This window comes from Synechococcus sp. H70.1, from assembly GCF_047502705.1.
Lineage (GTDB): Bacteria > Cyanobacteriota > Cyanobacteriia > Thermostichales > Thermostichaceae > Thermostichus.
The window spans coordinates 20438-33746 of record NZ_JANSIV010000010.1 but is presented as its reverse complement, the minus strand read 5'-3'; the positions used below and the strand labels follow the sequence as shown (position 1 = coordinate 33746).

The 13309-nt window shown below is 61.7% G+C and carries 10 protein-coding genes; 8 read left to right on the top strand and 2 right to left on the bottom strand.

Translation table 11 applies throughout. The features are described 5' to 3' along the window. The coding region (locus tag NW827_RS00490; RefSeq protein WP_414503202.1) for a cofactor assembly of complex C subunit B at positions 1–603 on the top strand (603 nt) is incomplete at its 5' end. An 8-nt stretch (positions 604–611) separates the two neighbouring features. Here the strand turns inward: NW827_RS00490 and mutS are convergent. After that, positions 612–3290, bottom strand: coding sequence for a DNA mismatch repair protein MutS (mutS, locus tag NW827_RS00485; protein ID WP_414360905.1), 2679 nt, complete (start codon positions 3288–3290; stop codon positions 612–614). Between the two features lie 321 nt (positions 3291–3611). Between mutS and NW827_RS00480 the strand changes: the two genes are divergently transcribed. The 7 genes from NW827_RS00480 (at position 3612) to NW827_RS00450 (ending at position 12739) form a co-directional block, all read left to right on the top strand. After that, positions 3612–5150 (top strand): ferredoxin--nitrite reductase, encoded by a 1539-nt coding sequence (locus tag NW827_RS00480; RefSeq protein WP_414403483.1) that lies wholly within the window; start codon positions 3612–3614, stop codon positions 5148–5150. A gap of 60 nt (positions 5151–5210) precedes the next feature. Continuing rightward, on the top strand, positions 5211–6515 hold the full coding sequence (locus NW827_RS00475) for a CmpA/NrtA family ABC transporter substrate-binding protein (protein WP_414403482.1): 1305 nt from the start codon (positions 5211–5213) through the stop codon (positions 6513–6515). A gap of 147 nt (positions 6516–6662) precedes the next feature. Further along, a complete protein-coding gene (gene ntrB, locus NW827_RS00470) occupies positions 6663–7598 on the top strand; it encodes a nitrate ABC transporter permease (RefSeq protein WP_414503201.1) in 936 nt (311 codons plus the stop codon). An 81-nt stretch (positions 7599–7679) separates the two neighbouring features. Then, positions 7680–9671, top strand: a complete 1992-nt coding sequence (locus tag NW827_RS00465; protein WP_414403481.1) for a nitrate ABC transporter ATP-binding protein — start codon at positions 7680–7682, stop codon at positions 9669–9671. Positions 9672–9707: 36 nt separating this feature from the next. Then, positions 9708–10550 carry an ABC transporter ATP-binding protein gene (locus NW827_RS00460; RefSeq protein ID WP_414384856.1) on the top strand — a complete coding sequence of 281 codons (843 nt, stop codon included), beginning with the start codon at positions 9708–9710 and terminating at the stop codon, positions 10548–10550. A 155-nt stretch (positions 10551–10705) separates the two neighbouring features. Continuing rightward, on the top strand, positions 10706–11659 hold the full coding sequence (locus tag NW827_RS00455) for a LysR family transcriptional regulator (protein WP_414360891.1): 954 nt from the start codon (positions 10706–10708) through the stop codon (positions 11657–11659). A 39-nt stretch (positions 11660–11698) separates the two neighbouring features. Beyond that, positions 11699–12739 (top strand): anthranilate phosphoribosyltransferase family protein, encoded by a 1041-nt coding sequence (locus tag NW827_RS00450; RefSeq protein WP_414403480.1) that lies wholly within the window; start codon positions 11699–11701, stop codon positions 12737–12739. Positions 12740–12890: 151 nt separating this feature from the next. Here NW827_RS00450 and NW827_RS00445 read toward each other — a convergent pair whose 3' ends face one another. Beyond that, positions 12891–13145, bottom strand: coding sequence for a hypothetical protein (locus tag NW827_RS00445; protein ID WP_414403479.1), 255 nt, complete (start codon positions 13143–13145; stop codon positions 12891–12893). Positions 13146–13309 lie beyond the last annotated feature (164 nt).

Here is a 13309-nt window from a genome sequence, read left to right as displayed (position 1 = left end):
GCTCAGATCAAGCCCCTTGACAAGCTAAGGACAGGTCTTGTTCCCATGAATTGGGCCGCTGCACCTTCCTTCCTCTCCTGGAAAGGAGAGTCCATTTCCACGTTGACGCTGACGCTGATCCTCGGGATTGGCCTATTCTTCTTCCTACGAGCCTCAGGTAGAGCTCGCATTGAAACCCGCTTCTATTCTAGCAGCCGCAACCTGGAGGAAATGGGATCCCTCCTTCGCAAGCACCTGGAGGGGCGCGCCTATCGCTTGCAATCTGCCGACCCGGAGGGGATCGCCACCTTTGTGGGTCAGGCGCGGCCTAGCGTGGGACTGGCCGTTTTTTTGACGGGGCTGGCGGGAGCGGGGCTGGCCTGTCTGGCTTTGGTGCTGCAGGTGCTGGAGCCGGGTTGGGGAGTTTGGCCCTGGACACTGCTGTTGGTCTCCCCTTGGGCAGGCTGGTACTACTGGCGGCGCAATCACCGCCCGCAGCAGCTCCGCCTAAGGTTGCAAGAGGCCGATCCGCCCCCCGGATCCCTCCTGTGGGTAGAGGGGCAGCGGGAGGAGCTGGAGGTGCTGGCCACTACCTTGGGGCTGCAAGAACGGGATCCAGGTTGAGAGTAGCCCTAGAGCTCTTTGGGGAAAAAGGACAGTTGATCCCCAGCTGTGGCATCGCAGTCGGGGATCCCGCTGGAATGGGATGCTTGCTTGGGCTGTTTTTTGGGGTTGTTTGAAGAAGGGCGGCTTTTCCCTTGGTTGCGCAGGCCCAGGCCAATGCGGCTGTGTTTTTCCACCAGAGCCAGCACCTGTTTGGCCCGCTCGATGACCGGCTGGGGCAGGCCGGCCATGCGCCCTACCTCGATGCCATAGGAGCGGTCGGCTCCCCCCGGCTGCACCTGGTGCAAAAAGATGATGCGATCCGGCAGCTCTTTGACCACCACCTGGAAGTTGGCCACGTTGGGCAGCAGCGTCTCCAGTTGGTTGAGCTCGTGGTAGTGGGTGGCAAAGATGGTGCGGGCGCGCACGTGGGTGGCCAGGTATTCGGCCACGGCCCAGGCGATGGAGAGGCCGTCGAAGGTGGCGGTGCCGCGGCCAATCTCGTCCAAGAGCACCAGGGATCGCTCGCCGGCGTGGTTGAGGATGTTGGCCGTCTCGTTCATCTCCACCATGAAGGTGGACTGTCCTGTGGCCAGATCATCCACGGCGCCAATGCGGGTAAACACGCGGTCGCACAGGCCCAACTCCGCCCGCCGCGCCGGGACAAAGCTGCCCATCTGGGCCAGGATCTGGATTAGCCCAATCTGGCGCAAGTAGGTGGACTTGCCGGACATGTTGGGGCCAGTGAGGACAATGAGATCGGGGCCGTGGGGGGATCCCAGCCGCACCGAGTTGGGGACAAACAAGCCCTGGGGCAAAGATTTCTCCACCACTGGGTGGCGCCCCTCCTCGATGATTAAACGGCGATCTGCAGTAATCACCGGGCGGGTGTAGCCCTGCTGCACGGCCACCTCGGCTAGGCCAAACAGAGCGTCGACAGCGGCCAGGGTCTGGGCCACCTGGCGGATGGCGGCAGCCTGGGATCCCGCCTCCTGGCGCAACTGCACAAACAGCTCGTATTCCCGCTGGTTGATCTCGGTCTGGGCAGTGAGGATGCGGGCTTCTTTTTCTTTAAGCTCAGGGGTGATGAAGCGCTCTTCGTTGGTGAGCGTCTGCTTGCGGATGTACTCCTTGGGCACCTGCTGCGCCTTGGCGCGGCTGATGCTGAGGTAGTAGCCAAAGGCCTTGTTGAAGCCGACTTTGAGGGTGGGGATGCCGGTGCGCTCGCGCTCGGTTTTCTCCAACTGGGCAATCCACTGGCGGTCTTGCTCCACCTGCTGCCGCAGCCTGTCCAGCTCCGGATCTACGCCAGGCCGGATCAGCCCCCCTTCGGTGAGCACAGGGGGCGGGGAGGGCAGGAGGGTGTGCTCAATGCGCCGGCCCAGGTCAACCAGAGCGGGATCCACCTGCTGTAGGCTCTGCAGAAGGGGAGTTTGGGCTTCGGCCACCAGCTCGGCCAGTTGGGGCAGTTTGCCCAGGGAGGAGCCCAGGGCCACCAGCTCGCGCGGGTTGGCGGTGCCGGAGGCGACGCGGTTGGCCAAGCGCTCCAGGTCGTACAGAGAGTCTAGAAGGGATCCCAGGCGGGTGCGCAGGGAGGGGTTTTCCAACAGCTCCTGGATGGTGTCCTGGCGAAGGCGGATTTGCTCTGGATCCCGCAAAGGCTGCAGCAGCCAGCGGCGCAGGGTGCGCCCGCCCATGGCGGTGCGGCTGTGATCCAAGACCCAGAGCAGGGATCCGACAAAGGCCCCCTCGCGGATAGTCTGGGTCAGCTCCAGGTTGCGGCGGGTTTGGGCATCCAATATTAGGTAGTCGGTGAGCTGGTAGGTGCGGGGCGGGCGCAGGAGCGGATGGCCTCCCTGGGGAGAAGGCTGCACCAGGTTCTTTTGCGTTTCTTCCAGATAGTGGAGCAATCCCCCCGCCGCCCGAATGGCCAGGGGCAGCCCCTCGCAGCCCAAGCCCTCCAGGGAGCGCAGGCCATAGGTCTGCAGCAGATTGTCCCGCGCCACCGCCAGCTCAAAGGGCTCCGCCGGGCGCAGGGTATAGGTGTACTGGCCGGGTAGGCCCAGGGGAGCGTGGGAATCTCCAGGCCGCATCAAGCCCAGGCCCAGCCCTTCCTCAGTGGGCAGCAGGATCTCCGCCGGCTGCAGCCGGGCCAGCTCCTGTTCTAGCTGCTCTTGCCCCTCACTCTGGCAGACCCAGAACTCGCCAGTGGAAATGTCGGCGTAGGCCAGGCCCCAGGCGGTTTGCTTGGAGCCTCGCAGGCGGACAATGGCCGCCAGGTAGTTATTTTGCCGCGCCTGCAGCAGCTCCTCTTCGATGACCGTGCCGGGGGTGATGACCCGCGTCACTTCCCGCCGCACCAAGCCTTTGGCTTGATCCGCCGGCTCCATCTGGTCGCAGACGGCTAGGGCATAGCCTTTGGCCACCAACTGGGCGGCATAGCGGTCAAAGGCGTGGTAAGGGATCCCGCACATGGGCACCCGCCCGATGGCCCCTGCCTCTCGCCCGGTGAGCACCAGCTCCAGCTCCCGCGACACCAGTTGCGCGTCCTGGAAAAACATCTCGTAGAAATCCCCCAGGCGGTAGAGCAGGATGGCGTGCGGGTATTGCCGCTTCAGCTCTACGTAGTGCTGCATCATGGGGGTGAGCAGGGCGGGATCCACCTGCAGGGCATCCCAAGTGGGCTCAGGGGCAGCGGAAGAAGTCATAGCGCCAATGCTTCAGGATGGCTCTTCCAACCCAAGCTAGTCGGCTTCGGCCATTTATGATCTTCCCCCTCTCCCTGGGCAGGGCGGTGAGGGCAAACTGCCTGTGGCCAAGGACAGTAGGAGGTTTGCGATGGGGGCCAAGCACCGTCATCGGGAGTTGACCCCGAGACACCCTGGGGGCAAGCCAGGCGGATCCGCTATGCGCTCCTCGCAAGTGAGTTATGACAAAACGGCATAACTTGTTACGAAGTGTAACGACAAATACCAAAGTTAACGGTTGGCCATCGCTAAGGTAGCCGGTGTTCCCCTACGGCAGCGACGATGGCGAACCAATTTGAGCGCCTCAAAAGCGAAAAGGACGGGCTAGCGGTCAAAGCCGAGCTGGAAGCGTTTGCCCGCATGGGCTGGGAGAACATCCCTGAAGACGACCGGGATCACCGCCTCAAGTGGCTGGGGATCTTCTTTCGCAAGCGCACGCCCGGCCAGTTTATGCTGCGGCTGCGCCTGCCCAATGGGATCCTGACCAGCGGCCAGATGCGGATGTTGGCGGCGATCATCCATCCCTATGGAAAAGATGGCGTAGCCGACATCACCACCCGGCAGAACCTGCAACTGCGCGGCATCCCCATCGAGGAGATGCCCCAGATCTTGGGCTACTTGAAGGAGGTGGGCCTGACCAGCATCCAGTCGGGCATGGACAATGTGCGCAACATTACGGGATCCCCCCTTGCGGGCATTGACCCAGATGAGCTGATTGACGTGCGCGGCCTCACCCGCAAGGTGCAGGACATGGTAACCAACAACGGCGAGGGCAACCCTTCCTTCACCAATCTGCCGCGTAAGTTTAACATCGCCATCTGCGGTTGTCGCGACAACTCCGTTCATGCGGAGATCAACGACCTGGCCTTTGTACCGGCCTTCAAAGCGGGCAAGCTGGGCTTCAACGTCTTGGTGGGGGGCTTTTTTTCGGCCCGCCGCTGTGCCGAGGCCATCGGGCTGGATGTCTGGGTGGATCCCCGCGATGTGGTTCCTCTGTGCGAGGCGGTGCTGCTGGTCTACCGGGATCACGGCCTGCGGGCCAACCGGCAGAAGGCGCGGCTGAGGTGGCTCATTGACGAGTGGGGCCTGGAGAAGTTTCGGGCGGCTGTGGAGCGGCAGATTGGCCATCCGCTCTCCAGAGCGGCGGAAAAAGATGAGGTGGTCTGGCAGAAGCGGGATCTCCTGGGGGTGCATGCCCAGAAGCAGCTGGGCTTGAACTTCGTTGGCCTGCACGTGCCGGTGGGACGGCTGAATGCCCTGGAGATGATGGAGCTGGCCCGCCTAGCGGAGGTATACGGCTCCGGGGAGCTGCGGCTGACGGTGGAGCAGAACGTGCTCATCCCCAATGTGCCCGATTCGCGGGTGGCGCCGCTGCTTAAAGAGCCGCTCTTGAAAAAGTTCTCCCCCAACCCGGGGCCCTTGCAGCGGGGGCTGGTGTCCTGCACGGGCAACCAGTTCTGCAACTTTGCCCTCATCGAGACCAAAAACCGCGCTGTGGCTCTAATGGAAGAGCTGGAAGCCGAGCTGGAGATCCCGCAGACGGTGCGCATCCACTGGACGGGCTGCCCCAACTCCTGCGGCCAGCCCCAGGTGGCCGATATCGGCCTCATGGGCACCACCGCCCGCAAGGACGGCAAGCCGGTGGAAGCGGTGGACATCTACATGGGGGGAGAAGTAGGCAAAGACGCCAAGCTGGGCGAATGTGTGCGTCGAGGGATCCCTTGCGAAGACCTCAAGCCCGTCTTGGTGGAGCTGCTGATTGAGCACTTCGGGGCCAGGCCGCGCCAGCGTCCATCGGCTTCCCCCATGATGGCTTGCTAAGTAGGGGCCAAGTCTGGGGAAGGTTTCCTCTCTGCGTCGTGCAAAATCTTGGAGGTTCCGATGTCTAAACTGTTCTCCCGTCGCCAATTTTTGGCCGGGGCAGCCGCCCTGGCAGCAGGAGCAGCCGCGGCTGGGATCCCACGCGCCCAATCGCGATCTTTGGGTCAGGGCTACTGGGTGGCCCAGGCCGATACTCCCGAGACCACGCGGGCCAAGCTGGGGTTCATTGCTCTCACCGACGCCGCCCCCCTGATCATTGCCAAAGAGAAGGGGTTTTTTGACAAGTACGGCATGAAGGACGTGGAGGTGGTCAAGCAGGCCTCTTGGGGCACCACCCGCGACAACTTGGTGCTGGGATCCGCTGCTGGCGGCATCGATGGGGCGCACATTCTCAGCCCCATGCCCTATCTCATCACCACCGGCAAAGTTACCGATGGCAAGCCGGTACCGATGTACATTCTGGCCCGCCTGAACTTGGACGGTCAGGGCATCAGCATTGCCAACGAGTACCGGGATTTGCAAATTGGCCTGGACAGTTCCCCCCTCAAAGCCAAGTTTGCGGAAGCGCGAGCTGCCGGCAGGGATCCCAAATGCGCGGTAACCTTCCCCGGCGGCACCCACGACCTGTGGATGCGCTACTGGCTGGCCGCTGGCGGGATCGATCCCAACAGCGAGGTCTCTATCATTGTGGTGCCGCCCCCGCAGATGGTGGCCAACATGAAATCCAAAACGATGGCAGCCTTCTGTGTGGGCGAGCCTTGGAATGCTCAACTGGTGAACCAAAAAGAGGGGTATACCGCCCTCACCACCGGCGAGCTGTGGAACCGCCATCCCGAGAAAGCCTTTGCTCTGCGGGCCGACTGGGTGGATGCCCACCCGAAAGCCACCTTGGCGCTGTTGAAGGCGGTGCAAGAAGCCCAGATCTGGTGCGACCAAATGGAGAACAAAGAGGAAATGTGCCGGATCATCAGCAACCGCCGCTGGCTGGGGGTTCCTGTGGCCGATATCCTGGGTCGCGCCAAAGGCACCTTTGACTACGGCACCGGCAAAGTGGTGCAAAACAGCCCCCACCTGATGAAGTTCTGGCAAGACAATGCTTCCTACCCCTTCAAGAGCCACGACCTTTGGTTCCTGACCGAAGACATCCGCTGGGGCTATCTGCCCGCCGACACGGATACCAAAGCCCTGGTGGACAAGGTCAACCGAGAAGATCTCTGGCGCGAGGCCGCCAAAGCCATTGGCCAAGAGGCCGCCATTCCCCCCAGCACCTCTCGCGGCGTGGAAACCTTCTTCGATGGGGTGAAGTTCGACCCCGAAAATCCGGCTGCCTATCTGGAGAAATTGGCCATCAAGAAGCTGGCCTAGCCTGCTCCTTCCAGGGCTTGCAGAACACCTGCAAGCCCCCTGTCCGAGAGATTTCCCTAAGAGCCCCCAGACAGGTTCAAATTAAACCTCTTCTCTCTTGTACTTTCCCTACGCTGACTTTGACCATAGCCCTACTCTCAGCAAACTATGCATCTTCTCCACTTTGCCTTGAAGGTGGGCTGCCACCTCTTCCCTTTGCTCATCCGCTTAGGCCGTTGGCTGCTGAGCCAAGGTGCCTCTCTTCCGGCCCAGGCCGGGATCCCTTCTGCCACGAGCTCTGGATCCGCTTGGAGGCAACGAGTCCGGATCCATCAAGCGCTGCGCCGCATTCTCTTGCCCGCTACGGCAATTTTCATCGTGCTCCTGCTCTGGCAAATCCTCTACAGCCGGCCCGGCGCCAACCTGCCCACCCCGCTCCAAGTTTGGCAGGACACCTGGGATCCCCTTATTAAAGATCCCTTTTTTGACTACGGCGGCAACGCCAAAGGACTGTTCTGGCAAATCTGGGCCAGCCTGCAGCGGGTGTTCATTGGGTTTTTCTTGGCCAGTCTGGCGGGGGTTTTGGGCGGTATGGTGATCGGGGCCAACCGCTGGCTGTATGAGGCTTTGGATCCCATTTTTCAAGTGTTGCGCACGGTGCCACCTCTGGCTTGGCTGCCCATTTCTTTGGCCGCCTTTCGCGATGCCAACCCCTCCGCCATTTTTGTTATCTTCATCACGGCCCTCTGGCCCATCTTGATCAACACCATTGCCGGTGTACAGCGGATCCCACAGGACTACCGCAATGTGGCCAGAATTTTACGCATGTCCGGCTGGAAGTATTTCTTTAAGATTGTCTTTCCGGCCACGGTGCCCTACATCTTTACCGGCCTGCGCATTGGGGTGGGCCTATCTTGGCTGGCGATTGTGGCTGCAGAAATGTTGGTTGGTGGGGTGGGCATCGGGTTCTTCATTTGGGATGCCTGGAATAGCTCCCGCATCAGCGAAATTATTGTGGCTTTGATCTATGTCGGCCTGGTTGGGCTTTTGTTGGATCGGGTTACGGCTTGGATTGGCTCGCTGGTGGCTGCCGAGGATCACTAGGTTGGACTGAGCCCGAAGTTGGCTGCTGACAGTTTGCCCACTTTTCAAAAATGAAGCTCAAGGGATCCCTTAGGTGGCATCATGAAGACTCAGCCCTACATCGAAGTTGACCATGTAGACAAAGACTTTTTCCTGGACAATGGGGAGGTTTATCCCGCTCTAAGAGACATCCATCTGGAGATCCAAAAAGGGGAATTTGTCTCGCTAATTGGCCACTCCGGCTGCGGCAAGTCCACCCTCCTCAACATCATTGCCGGCCTGGAAAAGCCCTCCCGCGGCGGCGTGCTGCTGGAAGGCCGGCAGATGACGGAGCCCGGCCCGGATCGCATGGTGGTGTTCCAAAACTATTCTCTGCTGCCCTGGCTGACGGTGCGGGAAAACATCGCCCTGGCCGTGGACGAGGTGCTGGGATCCCTTCCCCAAGCAGAGCGAGCCCGCATCGTGGAAGAGCACATCCGCCGCGTGGGTCTGCAGGGGGCAGCCGACAAGCGGCCCGCCCAGCTGTCGGGGGGGATGAAACAGCGGGTGGCCATTGCCCGGGCTTTGGCCATTCGCCCGCGGGTGCTGCTGCTGGATGAGCCGTTTGGGGCGTTGGACGCCCTCACCCGCGGCAGCCTGCAGGAGCAACTGATGGAGATTGCCCAGGCGGAGCAGCTCACCTGTATTTTGGTTACCCACGATGTGGATGAGGCGCTTCTGCTTTCGGATCGGGTGGTGCTGCTGACCAATGGCCCGGAGGCCCGCATCGGCCAGATCTTGCGGATCCCGTTTCCGCGGCCGCGCCACCGGTTGGAAGTGGTGAATCACCCCGAGTACTACAACCTGCGGGGGGAGATGATCTACTTTCTCAACCAGCAAAAGCGGGCCCGCCAGAAAACTCCTACCCGTGTGGCCATCGCCAAGGGGGGGCTGGAAAAAGTCAACTTGGCAATTGGCTTTGTGCCCCTCAACGACTGCGCCCCTCTGGTGGTGGCCCAAGAAAAGGGCCTGTTTCAGAAGCACGGCCTGGAACAGGTCACGCTGGTCAGGGAGCCGGGCTGGAAAACCCTCTGGGAAGGGATCCGCTCCGGTCGGCTGGATGCGGCCCTGGTGGTGGCCGGGATCCCCTTGGCCTCTACCTTGGGGGTGGGTGGGGTACCAGTGCCTTTGGTAACTGCACTTACCGTTTCCCGCGGCGGCAACGCCATCACCTTTGGGCGCCGACTCCTGCTGCAGGCCTTCCAGAGCCCCTGGGATCTCCGCCAGTACCTCCGCCAAACTCCCGATACGGTTCATACGCTGGGGGTGGTGCACCCGGCCTCGATGCACAACTTCCTCTTGCGCCATTGGCTGGCCAGCGGCGGCGTGGATCCGGATCGAGAGGTGAGGTTGACAGTGATCCCGCCGCCGCAGATGGTGGCCCACCTCAAGGCGGGCAACATCGACGGCTACTGCGTGGGCGAACCCTGGAACTCCCGCGCCGTGCGGGAACAGGTGGGGGTTATCGTCGCCACCACTCCCGAACTCTTGCCCAGCCACATCGAGAAAGTCCTAGCGGTGCGCCAAGACTGGGCCCAAAGCTACCCCCGCACCCACGTGGCCCTGGTCAAGGCGCTGCTGGAGGCCTGTCACTACTGCGATCAGCCGCAGCACCGTCCCCAGATCCTGGAGTGGCTGGCCCAGCCCCAGTATGTGGGCGTGGCCCCAGCCGATCTGGAGCCGGGGTGGAGGGGCATCCTGCAGCGGGGCATCGCCGATGAGTCGCAAGTGATCCTCGGTTTCCACCAGTTTGCCAACGGGCGCAACACCTGCCCCGAACGCTTGGAGCATCTCTGGATCCTGACGCAGATGGCTCGCTGGGGCATCTGCCCCTTCCCTCGCAATTGGGTTGCTGTCCTCGACCAAGTGCTGGATGACAAAACCTACGCCCTAGCTGCTAGAGAACTGGGGCTGCCGGATCGGGCCCACGATCGCGGGGCTTTGCTCTTTGCCGACGGATCCCGCTTTGATGGCGAGGATCCCTTGGACTACCTGGAGTCAGTGGCCATTCGCCAGGAGCTGAAGCTGCAGGAATACCCCCTCAGCAAGGTCTAGTTTTTGCTCTACTGAACTCAACTGGAAGGCTTTATGATGACCCACTCTCGCTTAACTTCTTTGTCCTTTTCCTCAGCCTCTTCTCTTGCAGTTCCGCCCCTTCTTTCCCTCCAGAATGTGGGCAAGACCTACTTTACGGCGGCGGGAGCCTTTGTGGCGCTAGAAAATGTCAACTTGGAAGTGGCCGCCGGCGAATTTGTCTGCATCATCGGCCACTCCGGCTGCGGCAAGTCCACCTTGATCAACATGGTGGCCGGGTTTTCTGCTCCTACTTCGGGATCCATTACCCTCAAGGGCCAGCCCATCACCGCCCCAGGGCCGGATCGGATGATGGTGTTCCAGAACTATTCCCTTCTGCCCTGGCTGACGGCTTTTGAAAATGTTTATTTGGTGGTGGACCAGGTCTATCCCGATAAATCCCCCAGAGAGAAAAGGGAAATCGTTCAAGAACACCTAGAACTCGTGGGTTTGGCCGAAGCAGCCCACAAGCGGCCCAAGCAGCTCTCCGGGGGGATGAAGCAGCGAGTGGCCATTGCCCGCGCGCTGGCGGTACGCCCAGAAGTACTGTTGCTGGATGAGCCCTTCGGGGCCTTGGATCCCATTACCAAGCAAGAGCTGCAGGATGAGCTGCTGGCCATTTGGCGAGATCACCGCTGCACGGTTTTGATGATTACCCACGACATCGACGAGGCTCTTTACTTGGCAGACCGGGTGGTGATGATGACCAATGGCCCTGCTGCCCATATTGGCGAGATTTTGACGATCCCCTTTGGGCGACCGCGCAGCCGCGCGCGCATCATGGAAATGCCGGAATTTTACGAATTGCGCAACTCTGCCCTTGACTTTCTCTACCGTCGCGCCGCCCTTGTCTTGGATTGAGGGGGAGCCAGTCTCGTCAAGGCGGCACGGCGAGCAGCGCTCCTCCCCAATACCAGAGTCTTACAGCACGGTTTGGTAGCGGTACCTACACCAAGTCGAGGGATCCCTGGCTAAAATCCCACAGCAGTTGGGCCATCACTCCGGAGAGGTTCTCGGTGCGTTTGGAGCTGTTGCAGGCTTTCCTGAACGTCGTCGAAAGCGGCAGCTTTTTGGCTGCTGCCCGCTGCAGTGGCTTGACCCAGTCTGCCATCAGCCGTCGGATTCAGGCCTTGGAAGAAGAGGTGGGCGCTCCGCTACTGCATCGCAAGAGCCCGCTGGCTTTGACGGTGGCGGGGGAACGGCTCCTACCCCATGCCCGGCGCATCTGTCAGGAGTGGCAGCAGGCCCAAGAGAGCATTCGGGAATGGCTACGGGGCGAGCAAAGCGAGCTCTGCGTTGCCGGGATCCACTCGCTGATTGCCTATCGACTGCCGCCGGTGCTCCAGGAGTTCTGCCGAGAGTACCCGCAGGTGCAGTTGCGGGTCACGGCCCTGGGCAGCGACCGCGCTTTGAAGGTGCTCAAGGATGGGCTGGTGGATGTGGCTTTGGTGATGGAAAATCCCTGGCTGAGGCGGGGGGCTGAACTGGTGGTGGAGCCGCTGTATTCGGAGCCCATTCAGGTGTTGATGGCCGCCAGCCATCCCCTTAGCCGCTACGAGCGGATCCCTTGGCCAGTGTTGGCCGAGTACCCCCAGGCCGTATTTAAAGATGGCTATGCTATGCGCGCTTGGGTGGGATCCCACCTGGCCCGCCAAGGGTTAACTCTCAAGGCAGCGCTGGAGCTGAACACGCTGGATGCCTTCCGCGGCGTCGTTCGCCAGGGGCAGTTGATTGCCCTCCTGCCAGAATCGGCTCTGGTGGACTGCCACGCCGACCCAGAACTCCAGGTGCGGCCTACTGAACCCCCCTTGTTGCAGCGACAGGTGGTGGCAGTTACCACCCGTGACCGCTATCAGATCCCACCCATTCGCCGCTTTTTGCAGTTGGCAGCCCAACTGCTCCGCCCGCCTGCTCCTTCTAAGAGGTCCGACGTCGAGGCGTTGGTCCCGGCCAAGGTGCTGTCGGCTTAGTTGGAGACTTACCCTCCCCCGCTCCAGACTGCCAAGGCTATGAGCCATGAGTTTCGCGAGCTGTTGAAGAAAATTGGCAGTGGCACCCACACCCACGAGGATCTCACCCGCGGCGAAGCCGCCCAGGCTACTCGGCTGCTCCTTGCAGGCAAAGCCACCCCGGCCCAGATTGGGGCCTTCTTGATTGCCCACCGCATCAAGCGCCCCACCGCCGAAGAGCTGGCTGGTATGTTGGATGCCTATGCCGAGTACGGCCCCCGCCTTCGCCAACGGGATCTGCCCCACCCCTTGGTGATCTTTGGCCACCCCTACGATGGCCGCTCGCGCACAGCACCGCTAGGGGTGTTGGTGGCTCTGGTATTGGCAGCGGCGGGGGCAGCCGTTTTGCTGCATGGCTCCGGCTTTTGCCCTCCCAAGTATGGTCTGCCTCTGGAGGTGGTCTGGCGAGGCTTGGGGGTGGACTGGCGAGGATGGTCGCTGGAGCAAGTGGGCCAGTCCCTGGAGCAAACGGGCTTGGGATTTTTGTATTTACCAGATTGTTTTCCCCAAGCCCAGGCCCTGATGGAGTACCGGGATCAAATTGGCAAGCGCCCTCCCCTGGCCACCTTGGAGCTGGTCTGGTCACCCTACGAGGGCCCCTTTCATTTGGTGGCTGGCTACGTGCACCCCCCTACCGAGGCTACGATGCTGGAGTTGTTTGCCCTGCAAGGGATCCGAAGCTTTACCACGGTCAAGGGACTAGAGGGCAGCAGCGACCTACCGCGGGAGCGGACGGCTATCCTCAACCACTGCGGGAAACGGCTGCTGCTCAAAGCCCGCGACCATCACCTGGCCGGCCCCGAGATCCCGCTGGCGGAGGAGAAAGAGTTGCTGCGGCAGATGCACCAGCTCCTCAACGGCGATCCCTCTCCTCTTACTCCAGCAGTACTCTGGAATGGCGGCAGCTACCTCTGGCTGCTGGGCTATGCTCACTCCCTCAGCGAGGGGATCCAGCAAGCCGAGGAATTGCTCCGCTCTGGCCGGGTGAGGGAAAAGTTGCAACAGCTCCAACAACAGGCTCACCTGGCCCGGTTTTCCTAGGGATCCCTTCTTGCCTCAAGATAGGCTGCAAGGGAAAGCCCACAGGGTCACCCCCAAACCGGCTTGTCCTGTCGATTGGAGTTTGTAACCCTGCCGATCCGTGCTTCCTTCACCGGTGCCCTCGGCTGTTCCCTGCCGGTTTCGCTGCTCCTCACTCCCCTGGTGCTCGGATCCCCGGCGCAAGCCCATCGGAGCCGCCGCCTCTGTACCGATGCAGCCGAGTTGGCAGAGCCCGCGGGAGCTGGAGCGAGTCAACCACGACCTGGCCAAAGCGCAGCGGCACCTGGCGGAAGCCAGCTTCTTCGCCCAGCGGGGATCCTCTCCGGAAGCCGCCCGTCTCCTGGAGCTGAGCCGCCAGAGCTTTCGCCGCCCGCGAGCAGGCCAAAGCGGCGGAAAACCTGGCCAAAGCCGCCAAGGCGCTCTACGAAGCGGAGTTGGGCTTTGGGAGCCGTCCTGGTCGCTCTTTCTTCGAGGCCCCCTTGCGCGCCCAAGCGTCCCTCAGCCGGCTGCAGGCGGAGACGACCTTTGCCAACATCACCTCTGGCCCTGTGGCCAAGCTGCAGCAGCAAG